Source organism: Acinetobacter sp. BEC1-S18-ESBL-01 (genome assembly GCF_014169935.1).
In the GTDB taxonomy this organism is placed as follows: Bacteria; Pseudomonadota; Gammaproteobacteria; order Pseudomonadales; family Moraxellaceae; genus Acinetobacter; species Acinetobacter pittii.
On sequence record NZ_AP022302.1, the window covers coordinates 646576 to 664206 of the forward strand.

General features: G+C 39.4%; 21 protein-coding genes. 7 read left to right on the forward strand and 14 right to left on the reverse strand.

Going from position 1 to position 17631, the window contains the following annotated elements; genetic code table 11:
* The first annotated feature begins 239 nt into the window (after window positions 1–239).
* Both mscL and H7R46_RS03175 read left to right on the forward strand, forming a co-directional pair.
* Window positions 240–671: a large conductance mechanosensitive channel protein MscL gene (gene mscL, locus H7R46_RS03170; RefSeq protein WP_002116334.1), complete on the forward strand. Its 432-nt coding sequence runs from the start codon at window positions 240–242 to the stop codon at window positions 669–671.
* Between the two features lie 135 nt (window positions 672–806).
* A complete protein-coding gene (locus tag H7R46_RS03175; RefSeq protein WP_002116214.1) occupies window positions 807–1151 on the forward strand; it encodes a gamma-glutamylcyclotransferase family protein in 345 nt (114 codons plus the stop codon).
* Between the two features lie 14 nt (window positions 1152–1165).
* Here H7R46_RS03175 and H7R46_RS03180 read toward each other — a convergent pair whose 3' ends face one another.
* Both H7R46_RS03180 and mutM read right to left on the reverse strand, forming a co-directional pair.
* Entirely contained in the window at window positions 1166–1456 is a 291-nt protein-coding gene (locus H7R46_RS03180; RefSeq protein ID WP_002051379.1) for a peptidylprolyl isomerase, read from the reverse strand.
* A 19-nt stretch (window positions 1457–1475) separates the two neighbouring features.
* Window positions 1476–2300: a bifunctional DNA-formamidopyrimidine glycosylase/DNA-(apurinic or apyrimidinic site) lyase gene (gene mutM, locus H7R46_RS03185; RefSeq protein WP_005064304.1), complete on the reverse strand. Its 825-nt coding sequence runs from the start codon at window positions 2298–2300 to the stop codon at window positions 1476–1478.
* A gap of 75 nt (window positions 2301–2375) precedes the next feature.
* On the opposite strand from mutM, the gene H7R46_RS03190 reads away from it, so the two are divergent.
* The 4 genes from H7R46_RS03190 to H7R46_RS03205 all read left to right on the forward strand — a co-directional run bounded on the left by H7R46_RS03190 (window position 2376) and on the right by H7R46_RS03205 (window position 7305).
* Window positions 2376–2942, forward strand: coding sequence for a DNA-3-methyladenine glycosylase (locus H7R46_RS03190; protein ID WP_005064306.1), 567 nt, complete (start codon window positions 2376–2378; stop codon window positions 2940–2942).
* 134 nt (window positions 2943–3076) lie between these two features.
* Window positions 3077–5206 (forward strand): TonB-dependent receptor family protein, encoded by a 2130-nt coding sequence (locus tag H7R46_RS03195; protein WP_005064307.1) that lies wholly within the window; start codon window positions 3077–3079, stop codon window positions 5204–5206.
* 9 nt (window positions 5207–5215) lie between these two features.
* Window positions 5216–6325: an NADH:flavin oxidoreductase/NADH oxidase gene (locus H7R46_RS03200; protein ID WP_005064310.1), complete on the forward strand. Its 1110-nt coding sequence runs from the start codon at window positions 5216–5218 to the stop codon at window positions 6323–6325.
* Between the two features lie 56 nt (window positions 6326–6381).
* Window positions 6382–7305, forward strand: coding sequence for an AEC family transporter (locus H7R46_RS03205; RefSeq protein ID WP_005064312.1), 924 nt, complete (start codon window positions 6382–6384; stop codon window positions 7303–7305).
* 31 nt (window positions 7306–7336) lie between these two features.
* Here H7R46_RS03205 and H7R46_RS03210 read toward each other — a convergent pair whose 3' ends face one another.
* The 4 genes from H7R46_RS03210 to H7R46_RS03225 form a co-directional block, all read right to left on the reverse strand.
* Complete coding sequence (locus H7R46_RS03210; RefSeq protein ID WP_005064315.1) at window positions 7337–8161, reverse strand: tetratricopeptide repeat protein; 825 nt, start codon at window positions 8159–8161, stop codon at window positions 7337–7339.
* A gap of 184 nt (window positions 8162–8345) precedes the next feature.
* Window positions 8346–9056, reverse strand: a complete 711-nt coding sequence (locus H7R46_RS03215) for a DsbC family protein (RefSeq protein WP_005064316.1) — start codon at window positions 9054–9056, stop codon at window positions 8346–8348.
* A gap of 146 nt (window positions 9057–9202) precedes the next feature.
* Complete coding sequence (locus tag H7R46_RS03220; protein ID WP_005064318.1) at window positions 9203–9925, reverse strand: YgfZ/GcvT domain-containing protein; 723 nt, start codon at window positions 9923–9925, stop codon at window positions 9203–9205.
* A 59-nt stretch (window positions 9926–9984) separates the two neighbouring features.
* Window positions 9985–10101, reverse strand: a complete 117-nt coding sequence (locus H7R46_RS03225) for a hypothetical protein (protein WP_002116161.1) — start codon at window positions 10099–10101, stop codon at window positions 9985–9987.
* 38 nt (window positions 10102–10139) lie between these two features.
* On the opposite strand from H7R46_RS03225, the gene H7R46_RS03230 reads away from it, so the two are divergent.
* Entirely contained in the window at window positions 10140–10592 is a 453-nt protein-coding gene (locus tag H7R46_RS03230) for an SRPBCC family protein (RefSeq protein WP_080630964.1), read from the forward strand.
* A gap of 45 nt (window positions 10593–10637) precedes the next feature.
* Here the strand turns inward: H7R46_RS03230 and H7R46_RS03235 are convergent, their stop codons facing one another.
* The 8 genes from H7R46_RS03235 to rutD form a co-directional block, all read right to left on the reverse strand.
* Entirely contained in the window at window positions 10638–11510 is an 873-nt protein-coding gene (locus H7R46_RS03235; RefSeq protein ID WP_005064323.1) for an NAD(P)-dependent oxidoreductase, read from the reverse strand.
* Between the two features lie 15 nt (window positions 11511–11525).
* Window positions 11526–12878: a pyrimidine utilization transport protein G gene (gene rutG, locus H7R46_RS03240; RefSeq protein ID WP_005064328.1), complete on the reverse strand. Its 1353-nt coding sequence runs from the start codon at window positions 12876–12878 to the stop codon at window positions 11526–11528.
* A 31-nt stretch (window positions 12879–12909) separates the two neighbouring features.
* Window positions 12910–13500 (reverse strand): NADH-dependent FMN reductase RutF, encoded by a 591-nt coding sequence (rutF, locus tag H7R46_RS03245; RefSeq protein ID WP_080630966.1) that lies wholly within the window; start codon window positions 13498–13500, stop codon window positions 12910–12912.
* Window positions 13501–13566: 66 nt separating this feature from the next.
* On the reverse strand, window positions 13567–13950 hold the full coding sequence (rutC, locus tag H7R46_RS03250) for a pyrimidine utilization protein C (protein WP_005064333.1): 384 nt from the start codon (window positions 13948–13950) through the stop codon (window positions 13567–13569).
* Between the two features lie 45 nt (window positions 13951–13995).
* Window positions 13996–14748, reverse strand: a complete 753-nt coding sequence (rutB, locus tag H7R46_RS03255; protein ID WP_005064334.1) for a pyrimidine utilization protein B — start codon at window positions 14746–14748, stop codon at window positions 13996–13998.
* Window positions 14745–15863: a pyrimidine utilization protein A gene (rutA, locus tag H7R46_RS03260; protein ID WP_005064337.1), complete on the reverse strand. Its 1119-nt coding sequence runs from the start codon at window positions 15861–15863 to the stop codon at window positions 14745–14747. The genes rutB and rutA overlap by 4 nt, the downstream gene beginning before the upstream one ends.
* Before the next feature lie 359 nt (window positions 15864–16222).
* On the reverse strand, window positions 16223–16810 hold the full coding sequence (locus H7R46_RS03265; RefSeq protein WP_005064340.1) for a malonic semialdehyde reductase: 588 nt from the start codon (window positions 16808–16810) through the stop codon (window positions 16223–16225).
* The gene (gene rutD, locus H7R46_RS03270; RefSeq protein WP_005064342.1) at window positions 16807–17613 is read right to left on the reverse strand and encodes a pyrimidine utilization protein D; all 807 of its coding nucleotides are present in this window, start codon (window positions 17611–17613) and stop codon (window positions 16807–16809) included. The genes H7R46_RS03265 and rutD overlap by 4 nt, the downstream gene beginning before the upstream one ends.
* Between the last annotated feature and the right edge of the window lie 18 nt (window positions 17614–17631).

The window sequence follows — 17631 nt, forward strand, 5'->3', positions numbered from 1 at the left end:
AAGAAGAAACCGCTAAATTAATTTAGCGGTTTTTTTAATCGTTATATTTGAAGTTAAAGTAAGCTTAAAATCATATTTTTCTTGTAAACGAATATGTTGTTAAAGTGTGAAATAGCTTTCTTTTTTTGATAAAAATATTAAATTATCAATATCATGGCGAGAACTATCTAATTCGATAAGATGCCAATGAAAAAGAAAAATATGACGTGTTTCTGCCCCCGACATCTGGAGATGTTTAGATGAGTATTATTCAAGAATTTAAAGAATTTGCCGTTAAAGGCAATATGATGGATTTAGCCATTGGTGTGATTATTGGTGGTGCTTTTGGCAAAATCGTGGACTCTTTAGTGAAAGATATTATCATGCCACTTATCACTGTAATTACTGGTGGTGGTGTTGATTTTTCACAAAAATTCATTGTATTAGGTGCAAACCCTAATAACTTGCAATCTTTAGATGCTTTGCAAAAAGCAGGTATTAATGTTTTAACTTATGGTAATTTCCTCACCATTTTAATTAACTTTATTATTCTGGCGTGGGTTGTGTTCTTAATGGTGAAATTATTAAATAAACTTCGCCGTAATAAAGAAGAGCCAGAGGCTCCAGCTGCAACTCCAGAAGACATTCAATTGTTGCGTGAAATTCGTGATGAGTTAAAAAAGCAAGCTTAATAAGATTTGAAATAAAAAACGGTGCCTTGAGTACCGTTTTTTATTACTTAGTATTTTATGTTGTACTAAAACTATTGGTAACATTGCCAGTAGAGAGAATTTCAACTCAGCATATTGTAAAAGGTATATAAATTAATGAATCAGCTTTTTGTGTATGGCACTTTATGTCCGAATAAAGCAAATGCTCATATTCTTGAACAAATTGGCGGTAGTTGGACCAAAGCCAGTGTAAGAGGTGTGATTCATATTTTAGATTGGGGGCCAGACAAAGGGTTAAAAGCGCTTGAGTTAGATTCGGAAGCAGATTGGGTAGAGGGCTATTTGTTTAGCACAGAAAAACTTGCTGAAAACTTGCAGATGCTTGATGACTTTGAGGGTTTTCAATACCAACGTGTCATCGCAAATATAAAATTAGAATCAGGCGATTATGTTAAAGCCTGGACATATCAGCTGAATGCACAGGCTTCTGAAAAACGATAGTTAAAATTATGGAATCAACGTAAGCTGCCCATTCTAAATTTAACTTCTAAAAGATGATAGCCAAACTGGCTTTTAATAGGGCCTTGCAACACGCGTTCAGCAGCCGTAAAAACAACTTTGTCGATGACGGGTACTAATTGACCTTTTTTGACTTCACCAAGTTCACCGCCACGTTTTGCTGAATTACAGGTAGAGTATTGCTTGGCAAGTTTGGCAAAGTCAGCGCCACTTTGTAGCTTCTTTTTTAGCTGCTCAGCTAAGTCTTTATCTTTGACTAAAATATGTCGGACAATTGCTGTTTGCATGTTGTCTTCCTCCAAAAAATTAAGGCTTTCTCAGCTTTTTAAGCGGTTGGCACTCTGGGCAAAATACGCTGGCACGCTGACCAAGTTTTAAGTTTTCTAATGTGGTTTCACAGTTAACACACATTTCTCCAGCACGGCCATAAGCGAGTAATGTTTGTTGGAAATAACCATTTTCACCCATGGCATTGCTGTAGTCTCGTAATGTAGAGCCACCTAGATCAATGGCCGACTTTAAAATGCGCTTAATCTCGACAACAAGTTTCTCAATTTGTTGCATGCTTAAGTCACCAACGGGCTGTGCTGGGTGAATACCAACATTAAATAAGCTTTCAGTTGCATAGATATTGCCTACACCAACAACTACATGATTATCCATGAGTGCAATTTTTATGCCGACAGACTTATTTTTGAGTTTTGAAGCTAAATATTCCGCATGAAAGTCGGGACTTAAAGGTTCAGGCCCTAAAGTATCTATGAGTTTGCCTTGAGTCTCGTGGTTAAGCCAAAGAATACAACCAAAACGGCGAGGGTCATGGTAACGTAATTGCTGATCTTCAAATTGAATAATCAGATGATCATGCTTTCTCAGTTCATCATTTGGCTCGGTCAGACGAAAGCTTCCTGACATACCTAAATGCCAAAGCATTTGATCTTGTTCAAACTCTGCCAAAATATATTTTGAACGTCGATTTAACCCGATGAGACGTTGTCCGACAAGTTTCTGAACATCATCTGGTATAGGCCAGCGTAAGCTAGGATTACGTACTTCAACACTAAGAACTTTTTGATTCAATAAGGGAAATAAACTGGTTTTGGTGGTTTCGACTTCGGGTAACTCAGGCATGCCAACTCGCAGAATTAACAGATATACTGGATTAATCAAGTATAACGTGTGGTATGTAATATTTCAGAGAATACTATGTCAGATATTTTACCATTAAGCTGGTTTCAACGAGAAACCTCAGAAGTGGCTTATGATTTAATCGGCTGCGTATTGTGTAAGCGACAACCTGATGGCCAAGTGATCCGCTGTACAATTAGTGAAACTGAAGCTTATTTGGGCGTTCGTGATAAAGCTTGCCATAGTTACAATGACAAACGCACCGCTCGAACAGAGGTAATGTATTGCCCTGGTGGCACAATTTATGTCTATTTAATTTATGGCATGTATGAAATGCTCAATCTTATTACTCAGACAGAAGGTGTGCCTGAAGGAGTAATGATTCGTTCTGCATTTTTAAATGGTGCTTCAACCAAAAAAGACTATAAGCTTTTAGCTGGGCCCGGCAAATTGACACGCTATTTAGGGATTGATCGGACTTTAAAGGGACAAATCTTGGGAGAGGAATCTGGACTATGGGTTGAAGCGGCATCAACGCAACCAGAAGTAGTTCTAACGCCACGGATTGGAATTGATTATGCCGAAGAAGCAAAACATTGGCCTGAACGATATTGCTGGAAAGATCATCCATCTTTGAGTCGATAATTTTAATCTGGAAATCAATTTTTAGATATTGATGAGGAGTGTTCCAGATTTACAACAATGCAGACCGAATTCAATATCCAGACAAGACACTGCTTTTTGTTATCATAACTACAATATAAATAAAGGAAATAAGCATGTCCTTATTACGCTTAGACCGACTTCATTACTGTATTTTGATGAGTATGGGCTGTATTTCTAGCCCACTTGTTTGGGCAGAAGATTTAACACAAGACGTAACTGTATTGCCAACATTACATGTGGAAGCAACCCGTACCGATACAACCTATTTGCAGACACCGGCTTCGGTTTTTCGGATAGATGCACCTCAAGTTGATACTTCTTCACAAGTAAATTTAACCGAAGTTGTGAAAGGTGTACCGAGTTTACAGATTCGTAATCGTGAAAATTATGCTCAAGATTTACAGCTCTCTATGCGTGGTTTTGGTGCACGTTCTACTTTTGGTGTCCGTGGTATTCGCCTTTATGTCGACGGTATTCCTGCAACAATGCCGGATGGACAAGGCCAAACGTCTAATATCGATTTAAGTAGTCTGGACCATGTCGAAGTTCTAACAGGACCTTTTTCTTCACTTTATGGAAACTCATCGGGTGGGACAATTTTAACTTCTACTAAAGAAGGGCAAGGCAAAGATTCAATTGAGCTGAGCTATTCGGGAGGCAGTCACGATAAAAGCCGAGCAGGGCTCGTGCTACAAGGTGGAGCAAAGGGTGCGAATGAACCAAGTTATGTTATTAGTTCATCATACTTCGATACTGATGGTTACCGAGAACATAGCGGTGCAGAAAAAGTACTAAATAATGCAAAGCTCAGTTGGAATCTTGATGATGGTAGTAAAATCAACTGGGTAACCAACTATGTAAAAATTCATGCAGACGATCCGCAGGGACTAACGCATGATCAGTGGAATGCTAACCCAAAGCAGCAGGTTCCATTTTTAAAGCAATTTAATGTCCGTAAAGATATTGAACAAACTCAAACGGGTGTGACGTGGACTAAACCGATTAATGATAAAAATGAACTCTATGCCATGGCATATTTAGGTAATCGCCAAGTTACTCAATATCAATCTATTCCTAAATCCACACAAGATGCCAGCATCAATCATGCAGGCGGGGTGATTGATTTTGAGCGTGATTATTATGGCGCTGATTTCCGTTGGACGGGCAAAGAGTTACTTCCAAATACCACTGTAAGTGTTGGTGTTGCATTAGATGCAATGGATGAAGATCGTAAAGGTTTTGAAAACTTTAATTTGGTAAATGGTCAACCTTCTTATGGTGTCAAAGGTAATTTGCGCCGTGATGAAGATAATACTTTGTGGAATATCGATCCCTATTTACAAGCATCATGGCAGTTTTTACCAACGTGGCGTTTAGATACGGGCGTACGCTATAGCAATGTCCATTACAAATCTAAAGATAACTATTTAAGTAATGGCGACGATAGTGGTAAGACTGATTACAGTAAAGTTTTGCCTTCGGCTGCTTTAAGCTGGCAAATTTTACCTGAACTCATGGGCTATGTGAGTTATGCCAAAGGATTTGAAACGCCAACTTTTACTGAAATGGCATATCGTCCAGATGGAGAAAGTGGTTTTAATTTTGATTTAACCGCATCCACAAGCGATACCTATGAAACAGGCTTAAAATCACAAAACCAATTTGGTGACTTTACTTTGGCAGTTTTTCAAACTAAAACCAAAGATGACATCGTTTCTGCCGGCAATTCAAATGGCCGATCAACGTTTCGTAATGCAGATAAAACCTTACGTGAAGGGGTAGAGTTTGCATGGAATAAAAAGTTGTGGCGAGATTTAACTGCGACTGCAAGTTATACATATTTAGATGCAACTTTTGATGCTGATATTCCAGCATTGGGAAGTATTGCTCAAATTCCATCGGGTAATGCCATTCCTGGAATTGCTGAAAACCAAGCTTATGCCTCTTTAGCTTGGCAGCCATCGCACGGTCTATATGGCGGTGTAGATGTACAGTATATGGATAAAATATACGTGAATGATACCAACAGTGACGCAGCGCCAAGCTACAGTGTAACCTCAGCTAATGTGGGTTATGCATGGGTAATGGGCGACTGGAAAGTGAATAGCTTTGCCCGTGTTGATAACCTATTTGATAAAAACTATGCAGGTTCAGTGATCGTAAATGATGGTAATGGACGTTACTTTGAACCAGCGGATGGACGTAACTGGAGTGCAGGTTTACGTGTAATTAAGCAATTCTAGGAATTAAAAATGGCAAAATTATTTGAAACGGTTAACTTTGGTTCACTACAACTGGTCAATAGAATTGTAATTGCTCCGATGTGCCAATATTCGGCAACAGATGACGGTGAAATTACCTATTGGCATGAACAGCAATGGGCTAATTATGCATTATCTGGCGCTGGGCTTTGTATTGTAGAGGCGACTGCTGTACAACCTGAAGGTCGGATTAGCTATGCTGACCTTGGGCTCTGGAATGATCAGCAACGTGACCAAATCAAAGCGTTGTTAGCTAAGGTTCATACACTTTCACCGATGCCATTTGGAATTCAGTTAGCACATGCAGGACGTAAAGCATCTACTGAAAAGCCATGGTTGGGTAAAGGCCAAATTGCAAAAGATCAGCCTCATGGTTGGCAAACGGTTGCACCAAGTGAAAGTACTTTTTCTGTTCATGATGCAGCACCTCATGCTTTGACGATTGCTGAGATTAAACAAGTTCAACAAGACTTTGCAGCAGCGGCAAAACGTGCTGTAGAAGCTGGATTTGAGTTGATTGAAGTTCATGCTGCACATGGTTATTTACTACATCAATTTTTATCGCCAATTGCCAATCAGCGTACTGACGAATATGGTGGTTCTTTAGAAAACCGTATGCGTATGACCCTTGAAGTTCTTCAGGCAATTAAACTCGCTGTACCAGAAGGTTATCCTGTTGGTGTTAGACTTTCTGCAACCGATTGGTTGGAGAGCATTGAGCATTGGGATGTTGAATCTACGGTTGGTTTATCAAAAGCTTTAGAGCAATTGGGCGCAGCCTACGTGCATGTGTCTAGTGGCGGTTTGCACGAGCATCAATCTATTACGATTGGGGCAGGTTACCAAGTCCCATTTGCTGAACAAGTCAAAAAGCATGTGTCTATTCCAGTCATTGCTGTAGGGTTAATTACTGAGCCAGAACATGCCGAACAAATTTTGGAAAACCAGCAAGCTGATGCTATTGGTCTTGCCCGTGCAATGTTATATGACCCAAGATGGCCTTGGCATGCAGCAGCGGCTTTAGGGGCAGAAGTTAAAATTGCGCCTCAGTATTTACGTTGCCAACCACATGGATTAAAGCAGCTTTTTAACTCTTTTTAATTGTATTGGGCAAAGTCATCTTTGCCCATTTTTCTTTCGCTAAGTGAGGATGGTCAGTGGTTTTTCAGGTTATTTTACCTATCTTGATATTGCTATTGATGGGCTATGTTTGTGTCCTCATCAAATTGGTAACACCTGAACAGATCAGGGCTCTTAGCGCATTCGTAATTAAAATTTCCTTACCAGCTTTTTTAATTCACTCATTGGCAAATAAAAATTTACAAGACATTTGGCACCCAGCTTATTTTCTTGCTTATGGCGGTGGGTCCTTAATTTTATTTTTCTTGGCTTTCATTCTCTATCGAAAATATTTTAAAAATAGCTTAACCCATAGCGCCGTCACATCGATGGGTGCATCTATGTCCAATACTGGATTTATGGGAACAGCTATTCTAACCATGTTGATAGGTAATCACGCTGCGATCTATATTTCTTTAACACTCATTATTGAAAATTTATTGATTGTGGCGCTGATGCTGATTTTGGCCGAAGCTGGTTTACATCAACAGCAAAATCTTTTACCACTTTTAAAACAGACATTTTTAAACTTACTCAAGAATCCTGTCATTATCGCTATTTTGGTTGGGATGGGATGCATTCTTTTAGATGTTAATCTTCCTGCAACGCTTGATCAGTCTTTAGAGTTACTTGGGCGTACAGCTTCGCCTTTGGCCTTGTTTGCAATTGGCGGAAGTTTAGTAGGTATTGGAATAACAACGGTAAATATAGAAAGTGTTTTGTTGGCGACCTTTAAAGTTGTGCTAATGCCATCTGTTATTTTTGCACTTTTTTTAATAACCCCAAATGTAAGCCATGAAATGCTTTACGCAGGAACATTAATCGCTGCTTTACCAATGCCGATTGCTTTCGGAATTTTTGGACAAGCCTATGGCTTAAATGAAAAGGCGTTAACACCGCTTATGATTAGTACAATTGTCGGTTTTATTGGGGTGAGCTGGCTTATTGCTCTGTGGTGGTAAAAGAAAAGCCCCATAAGGGGCTCATCATCCATTATTTTTTGGGTGCTGGCTGTGCAGGAGCATTTGCAGCCTGTTTGCTCTTTTCTGCAATAATCTTATCAACCGAGGCTAAAGACTCTTTAGCGTTAGGCACATTTTGATTGGCGAGTTCAGTAAAGATCTTTTTAGCCTGCGGTAGATTTTGCGGAATGATATTGCCATTCGCCATCATTGTTGCTAAAGCCATAGAAGCAGGGGCATAGCCTTTTTGAGCAATTGATTGTAAAGCTTCGATACCTTGGCGTTTCATTAAAGGATTTTTATTTTCAACGCCTTGGCTAATGTCGTAGAGTGCTTTGACCTGAATAGCAGGATAGTTACCTTTTCGAATTAAAGGCGCCAATTTTTGAAGGGCAATTTGATGTGACTGTGGTTTTTTTTGAGCAAATAAAATCGTTGCAATTTTCACAGTTGCATCATCAGAACCTTGAGCTGATGCCTTTTGAATATATTGACTGAATTTATTGCTATCTTTGGCAACGCCCAATTCACCAGTCTCATAAATTTGTGCAAGGGTGTAACTTGCTTGGGCGTAACCTTTATTTGAAGCATCCTCATAATATTTTAGAGCTTTAGAAGAGTCTTTTGCTGTACCTTGGCCCATTTGAGTCATATAGCCTAAGTTATAAATAGCTTGGGCGTTACCTGATTGGGCAAGGCGTTGCATTTCTTGAAATGCGGCAGAGTAATTTTTTGCTGCGTAGAGTTGCTCAGCTTGTTTAAAAACATCGGTTTTAGCAGCAGTCGCTGTGTTATCAGCTGCAAAAATTGATGCACTTGAAAGGGTGATTAGGCTTGCGATTAGTAATTTCTTCATTTCTTTTTAACCTTTTACTTCGTAGCTACATCAATCCATTGATGCATGAAAGAGTTTCAATTTCTCATCATAAATATTGATTGCTGAAAGTAAACAGCCGATTTGTATATAAAGCACTGCACTTTGGGCAAATTGTGGAGAAAAAATACCCACTCACATTCATATAATGGAGTGGGTAATATTATTATTTTGCTGACTGAAGTAATGCTTCGATTTGCTTGGCATCAGTTGGTACGCCAGAGAGTCTTTGGCCATCTTGCAAGAACAGGGTAGGTGTTCCATCAATATTTAATTTTTGACCTAAAGCGATATTTTTCTGAATTGGGCTTGAGCAACTTTTGCTATTAGTCGGCAATTTGCGATTAAGCATATAGTTTGTCCAAGCTTCTGCCGGATTTTTTGAACACCAGATTTGATTTGAAACTTTTTCAGCATTTGGATGCAAACTAGTAAGAGGATAAAGGAACACATATACGGTTACGTTATCAACCCCAACCATATTTTGTTCTAGGCGCTGGCAATATGGGCAATCTGGGTCACTAAAGACATAGAGCGTACGTTCGCCTGTACCTTTTACATATTTAATCGCCTGATTTAATGGCAAACTTTTAACGTCAATCTTGCCCAATTCGGCAATACGTTCTTCAGTCATGTTTTTTTGTTGTTTGATGTCGACTAAATTACCAACAAAAAAGTACTTCGCATCTTGATTAGTATAAACAATGCGGCCGCTTGTATAGACTTCATAAATACCTTGCACAGGCGATTGATAAACACCTTTTATAGGCAAATCCGGATAATTCGTCTTAAGATTTTGTTCAAGTGTTTTAACATCAGCATGAGCAGAACCGAAAATAGCCAGACTCAACATGAGTGTAGCAAGTTTAGTTTTCATCTTTTTTCTCTTTAATTTCAACAGGGCTAATGATGGCATATAAAGCTTAAAAAATTGACGTTCTAATCTAATGAAATCATTAGTGTTTTGTATCTATAAAAAAGCCCACTAACTTAGCAGTGGGCAGTTTGGACTAATAAAAATTATTATTGTGGTCTTGCAACGTCGCCACTTAAAGCTTCTGGTAACTCAAGAACTTGAAGCCCCAACTCTTGTAGAGCAGCAGGTTTCGCAACAACTAAAGCAAGATAGCCTTCATCATTTGCAATACTATTAACGACTTCAATATCGTTATTTAATTGAGTTGCTGAAGCAGGCGCTTCACCTGTACCCTGAACCAGATGTAACCAGTGTTTTGGTTTTGCTTTAAACCAAAGACGCGCCACAATTTCCTGACCTAGGTAACAACCTTTATCGTAATTGACGCCTTCACGTTGATGTAAACGCAATTCTTGGGGCTGGAATTCATGTTCAGTAGCCTGTGTAATCCAAGCTTGACCAGTCATAATGGCTTGTTTTTGCCATTCGGAAATATCAGTTTCAGCAGTAGTGAATTCAGTTTGGTGATCCACAACTTTTGGGAACACAGTGTCTTGTTCACTTAAAGTCATTTTTGAAAAGGCACCATACTTTTTAATATGCTTGGCAAACTCTTCGGCTTGATCTTGGGTAACTACAATTTCAAAACTTTCAGGATTAATCTTCTTTAGCCATAAGCCAAAGTGAATACGACCTTTAAGATCACAAATGGCTGTATAGCGAGTTGTATTTTCAGCTAAACGTTCAGTATCTACAGTAACTTGGCCTTGTAAAAACTTTTGTGCATCTACACCGTTTAAAGCATATGAGGAGAAAGCGAGCAGACTCATGATTAATCTCAAATTCAATATGTTTCTTTATGATTGCTGACTATTTTGCTCCATTTTTACTAAAAAATCAGCCATAGTTTTCGTAATTTGAGTTTGTCCTGAAGTTGGCTTTTTTGTTTAAAAAAACACCAAAAATATACGTTCGGATAAATCGGAAGGTTTAAGCTAATAGCCATAATTTCAATAATTTTAAGGAAATTAAAATAAGGAGAATATGATGGCAACAGGAACAGTGAAATTTCATCGCGTGTTTAAAGCTCCAGCCGAGCGAGTTTACCGTGCATTTTTAGATCCAGATGCTTTAGTCAAGTGGTTACCGCCCCACGGCTTTACTGCTAAGGTTCATAGTTTTGATGCAAATGTTGGTGGCTCATACAAAATGAGTTTTACCAATTTTTCAACAGGTTCAACACATGCTTTTGGCGGAACATATGTGGAATTAGTTCCAAATGAACTAATTCGATATAACGATCAATTCGATGACCCCAATTTACCTGGGACTATGCAGGTTACTATTACATTAAAAAGCGTATTGGTAGATACAGAAGTGCATATTACGCAAGAAGGCATACCGGAAGTGATTCCTGTAGAGGCATGCTACTTAGGTTGGCAAGAATCCCTATCTTTACTTACTTTATTGATTGAAGCTGAAATTCCAGATCAATAAAGTCACTCTACTTTCTTATAAAAGAGTAGGTCGTATGACCTACTCTTAACATAGCTCTAATTGGTTTTGTTGTTCCAATAGCTTAACTATGGCTGAAAAATCGACTTGTTGTGCATCGGGTTTGGAAACCTGATTAAACTGTTGCTGAATAAGACTAAAAGCTGGGAGTTCCAAATTATTTTGAGTAACGAGATTTAGTGCAATTCCAATATCCTTTTGTAATAAATCTAATGCAAAAGTTTTTTCAAATTTACGGCTTAAAACACGTTGCATCATGATGTGTTCTGAAATATTACTTTTGCCACTAGAGTGGTTAATACAGTTCATTGCGGAGTGTAAATTTACACCTTGAGATTTAAGGATACTTAATCCCTCTGCCAACGCCCAAAGATGTGTCGCCATTAATGTGTTATTGATGGCTTTTACTGCAAAGGCAGCGCCACTTTCGCCGACATATTCAACTAAATTAGCAAATGCTTGAATGATTGGTTTTGCTCTTTTAAAAGCAGACTCGACACCTCCGACCATTACCGTGAGAGTTCCTCGTTCAGCTCCAATCGTTTGTCCTGAAACTGGTGCATCCAAATAATCAACTCCATTTAATTTGAGCTGTTGGCTGAGTTTTCTTGCTGTCTCTGGCACACCGCTAGTGCAATCTACCCAAATACAGCCTTGTTTTAGTTGAGAGTCCGCAATTAAATTTTCTACATCTTGGCTAGTCGGTAGGCATGAAAAGATAATATCTGCTTGTAGAGCTTGTGTCAGGTCTACAGCCTGCGTACCAAAGGTTTGTTCATGTTGCTTTGCTTTAGCAAAAGTACGATTCCAAACATAGACTTGGCTGCATACTTGGGTTAAATGGGAAGCCATGTGCCATCCCATTGCACCTAAACCGATAAATGAAACACTTTGAATCAAGGAGTTTCTCCAGAACTAGAGATGTGGGACAGAATTAAGCGGTTCTACTGATTTTTCAATAGATTGATTTTCGGATTTTTCCGTTCTGTTGAGTAATAGGTTAAGAACAATTGCTGCAAGTGTCGCAGTTCCAATACCTCCTAAGTCAAATGGCCCAATATGTAGACTTAAATTGCCAGCACCCATAATGAGACTGACTGCTGCAATAATTAAAGTACTATTTTTAGTGAAATCAACTTTGTTATCGATCCAAATTTTTGCTCCAGCAACAGTAATTAAGCCAAAGACAACAATGGACGCACCGCCTAATAAAGCAACAGGAATGGTACTAATAATTGCTCCAAATTTAGGGGATAGACCGAGTAGGATTGCAAATAGTCCCGCAACCACAAAAATAGTCGTTGAATAGACTTTAGTTACAGCCATTACCCCAATATTTTCAGCATAAGTCGTCATGCCTGTACCACCAACAGAAGCTGATAAACTTGTACAGATGCCATCTGCAAAAAAAGCACGACCCATATATGGCGATAAATTACGTTCTGTCATGGCAGAAACCGCTTTAAAATGTCCCAAGTTTTCAGCGACTAAAATAAGCGCAACAGGTGCAATCAATAAAATAGCTTTGGCATTAAAAACAGGTGAGTGAAAAGTGGGTAGGCCAAACCATGCAGCTTGACTGATTGTATTAAAATCGATGGGTTTGCCTAACCCTAAGATATTAGTGAGTAGAAAATAAATAAAATAAGCACTGATGAGCCCGATGAGTAATAGAAGGCGGCGAATCATACCTCTTGTAAAAACAGCAACGGCACTAATGCATAAAATGGTAATGACTGCCATCCACGTGTCAAAGCTATTTGTCGAAACGCTTTTGATTGTTACAGGTGCAAGGTTTAAACCAATAATCATGACAATTGCACCAGTGACCACGGGTGGCATGAGTTTTTCAATCCATGCAGTTCCAGTTTTCATGACAATTAAACCGATGCATGCATAAATCAAACCGCAAATGATTGTACCGCCCAGCGCCACAGCTAAATTTGGATTTGATCCAACCCCTGCATAGCCTGTCGCTGCTGCGACTGCACCAATAAAGGCGAAGCTTGATCCGAGATAGCTAGGCATACGCCCACCTGTAATTAAAAAGAACAAGATAGTGCCAATACCAGTAATAAAAATGGTAAGGTTCGGATCAAAGCCCATGAGTAACGGGGCTAAAACAGTTGCTCCGAACATCGCAAAAGCATGTTGTAACCCCAAAACAATACTTTTACCGGGAGGAAGATATTCATCAATTTGTACGGGAGTTTCTAAATTACCGGTGTGCGGCTTAAATTTAGGAAACCAAGATTCTTGTGTTCGCATAACAGATCCTCTTTTTCATTTTTTATCTGCATTAGCATGCTGTTTGTAATTCGCAATAATTGCGGTTGAAGTACATAAGTGCATTAAGCCCACTTTGGTGTTTCATTGCTTTGACCGAACAAAACAAGACATCATGACTACCGATACTCATGCTTTGTACAATTTCACAATCAAATGACACCAAGGCCTCATTCAAAATCGGAGAACCAGTGAGTAGCTTGCTCCATTCCCCATGGGCAAAGCGTTCTGGCATTGGTGTTTTTCCGCCGAATATTGTAGATAGCGTACTTTGATGGGCAGCTAAAGTATTGACACAAAGCACCTCGTTTTGTTTAAAAGTATTAAAAACTGATGCTGAGCGATTGAGACAAACCAATAGTGTCGGTGGTGTATCGGTTACGCTACATACAGCGGAGGCTGTAAAGCCAGCCTGTCCCGCAGGTCCATCTGTCGTGATGACATTCACTGCTGCTCCAAGATTTGCCATGCCTTGTCTAAAAGTATGCTGATCTACTTCTAAGTGTGTTGAGCATGTTTGACCCTGCTGAATAGCAGATGGAGTTAAAACCTGTTTCTCTTCTCTTTTTTGCATGATTGCTCTCCAACCCCAATGCATGATCATTACAATGAATCGAGGCTAAAACATCACATCAGTTATGATGCTGAAGGTTTTTATCAGTGACATCGTTTATCCCACATGGGCAATCGATGCAATTTCAATTAAGGCATCGGGTTTCACCAAGCCGCACTGGATACAAAAGCGAGCAGGTTTGTCACCCGGAAAATATTCTGCATATACCGTATTCACTGCGCTATAGTCCGCCCAATTTTTAATGAAAATGGAATTGAACGTTACGTCATCCATGGTGCCACCCGCAGTTTCAATCACTTTTTTGATTGTTTCTAAAATATGGCGAGTTTGTCCGGCAGCATCACCAATACAAACCACATTATTATTTTCATCAAAAGCCAATGTGCCTGAGACATACACAATATTGTCTGCTTTGGTTGCAGGAACATAGGGTGCAAGTGGTGCCGATGTTCCTTCAGGAATAACAACTTGTTTAGACATAAGATGCTCCAAATCAAAAAATTTAGATAAAATTAAATGTATGAATTAGGCAGATTGCTGTAGCAATGTTGATGCCGAACTAAAGGTTTCAATAAAACTATTGGTGTCAGATACCCAGCCAAAAAAAGTTTTAATGTTATATAGGGCTGCGTCATGAGCCTCTTGAGGTCCGGCTTGATAGCAAGCATCTTTAAGTGCAACACCGAAATATTCCAAAAAGAAACCATCACGTAAGGTCGACTCGACACAGACATTGGTGGCAATGCCTACAAAGACCAAATTACGAATGCCACGAGCACGTAAAATGCTGTCGAGCGCTGTGTTAAAGAAACCGCTATAACGTGGCTTTTCAATAATGATGTCTTGTGGAAGAGGTTGTAACTCATCAATTAAAGCAAAGTCCCAACCGCCTTTAGATAAAAGTTGGCCTTGTAATTCGGGGTGTTTACGCATGGTTTTTAAAGCATTGGATTTATGAAAATTTGGTGAGCCTAAACCACCAGCTTCGACGTAGTTTTTATCCCAACCATTTTGGAAATAGATGACCTGAATCCCTGCAATATGTGCAGCATTGATCGCCTTTTTAATATTTTCGACTACGGGTTTAGTCTTTGAGACATCAAAACCTGCTAAATCTAAATACCCACCTAAAGAGGTGTAGGCATTTTGCATATCAATCACAATAAGCGCAGTTTGTTCTGCTGCTAATTGAATATGTTCAGGTTCGGCTTTCAACACTTTGCCTGTACCAATCTGTGCCGTGAATTCTGCACATACAATATTAGACATTTCATTCATGCGCTTTTCTCCAAAACAGTTGGTTCGGCTTGCTCTGCCAGTTCGGTAACGACGCTTTCACGACATTTCATGAGCGGTTGAATGCGTTGACCAAAATCTTCTACACCTTGTAAAAAGTCATCAAAGGTCAACAAAATTCCCTCTGTCCCTTTAATCTCGGAAATTTGATCGAGCATTTTTGCGACATTTTTAAAAGAGCCAACAATGGTGCCCATATTGATATTGACGGGAGAAACGCTAGAGGCCATGTGGCGAATATTGGTGTCAGTGCCAGACACTTTATCTTTTGCACCTTGGTCTTGTAGCCAACGAATAGCTTCCATGTCCGCACCGTCGTTATAGTGTTGCCACTTCTGCATTGCAGCTTCATCTGTTTCGGCAGCAATTACCATAAACAACACATAGGTCTGTACATTGCGTCCAGTTTTATCGGTTTGAGCTTTTAAGCGATCATTAATTTCGGCATAGGCTGTCGGTGTGTTTAAACCTTTTCCGAAAACAAAGTTGTAGTCAGCATATTTTGCGGAAAAAGCTAAACCAGCATCAGACTGTCCTGCACAGATAATTTTCATATCAGCTTGAGGCTGTGGTTTGACCTGACAATCATTCATCTGGAAGAACTCGCCTTTTAGGTCTGACTTCCCAGTTGCCCAAAGTTCACGCAAAACTTCGACATATTCAGATAAGTAATCATAGCGTTTAGCAAAATATTCATCGCCGGGCCACATACCCATTTGGGAATATTCAGGCATTTGCCATCCGGTCACGACGTTTAGTCCAAAGCGACCGTTGGAAATCGAATCTATGGTCGATGCCATACGTGCCACAATTGCAGGAGGCATGACTAGTGTTGCCGCGGTTGCATAAATTTGGATTTTACTGGTGACAGCAGCGAGACCTGCCATGAGGGTAAATGTTTCAAGGTTATAGTCCCAAAACTCAGTTTTTCCGCCAAAACCACGCAACTTAATCATGGAAAGGGCAAAGTCAAAACCGTAGTGTTCAGCACGTTGTACAATTTGTTTGTTTAACTCAAAGGTAGGTTTATATTGCGGTGCATTTTCTGAAAGCAGCCAGCCATTATTTCCAATTGGACAAAAAACGCCGATCTTCATCTTGATTCCCCATCGTGAGTTTAGGAAGTCGAACTGAAAGCTATAAACGATATAATTTTCAGTATTTGTTTGTATATTTAATAAAGCATAGTGCGTGCCAACTTTAATATTTAAATATTTATCAATATCTTGTATTTATTGTTTGGTATAATTTTTATCAAATGGTAAAAAATAATGCGATTGTGCACTAAGGTGGAACTAACTTGCTTCATTGTGCATCATTTGATCAATTTTACTTTTAGAGTGTGTATGACATCCAATGTTTTAAAACAGCAGAACAAAAAAAGGCGACATTGAAGTCGCCGTGTAGGACTAAGGTATTTCTCTTTTGAGATTGAAGAGGGTGTTATGTACTTAACTCATTCTACCCGACAAGCCTCTTCAAAATTTAAACGGGGAAGGCGAGTATAAACTTTTTGAGGGTCGCCATAGCCGATGTTAATGATGAGATTAATATGATGATTTGTCCCTGCAAAAAATAGCTCATTAACTTGTTTCGCATCAAAACCAGACATTGGGCCCGTATCTAAACCTAAACTACGGCATGCCATAATTAAATACGCAGCTTGCAAAGAACTATTACGAAAGGCAGTTTCATGTGCTGCGGCTTCACTTGATGTAAACCATGATTTTGCATCAGCATACGGAAATAGTTCTGGCAGTTTGTCATAAAATTTTGCATCGGTTGCAACCAAAACAGTGACAGGAGCTGTCATCGTCTTTTCTACATTGCCAGATGACAATGCTGGCTTGAGTTTTTGTTTAGCTTCAGGTGTTGTTAAAAAGACAAAACGAGCAGGACTACAGTTGGCAGAAGTCGGCGCCATTTTGACCAGATCATAAATTTGTTGAATTTGCTCGGGGCTGACGGCTTTATCTAACCACGTGCTGTGGGTTCTAGCTTCTAAAAAGAGTTGATCTAAAATATTTAATGTTTTTGCTTTCATGATAAGGCCTTAATGCTATGGAAAAATTGAATGAAAGTTTGATTTAGTTGTTGAGATTCGATCACTGTGGAAGCATGGGCACCAGAGGGTAAAATGCAGAGTTGACCATGACCAAGTTTGGTAAAAAGATCTTGTGATTTATGTGCTGGAACTAAAAAATCATCTTGATTGGCAACGATATGAATTGCAGTGTCTTGTAGTGCTTGTACGTGCTCTGATTGTAATTGAAAGCGCATCAATGCTTTGAGTCGTGCAAATACATTTGTCTTGGGCGGAAAACCTTGGAGCTGAATATCTTCGGTACTTTTAATGTGGCTATGATTCTGAGAAATCCATGCTGGAGGATACAAAAATAATGCCTGTGCACGTACATAGGCTTCAGCACCCGCAGAGGCTAACAATGCGATACGGGCATCAAAACATTTTTGTGTATGGGCATCTAGCTCATCCCACGCATTAATCAGTGTCAGGCTGAGCATGGTAATTGAGCTGGATTGTAGTTGTTTTGCTAGCTCCATTCCGATGATGCCGCCTAAAGCATGCCCGATCATATGGAATTCATGAATTTGAAGATGTTCTAATAAGTGTAGTACTTGATTTGCCATGTCACACATATGGTAGTGTGCAGGTAATAAAGCACTGTCTTGGTGACAGCCTTCTTGGTCATAAGTCACGATGTTGAAATGCGTACTCAACGATTCAAGTTGTGGGCTCCAAAAACTAGCATGACCACCTAACCCAGATGAGAAAATCAAATAAGGGGCATCTTTTTGAGATGAACACGGATAAATATAATATTTCATTTTTTACCATTTGATAAA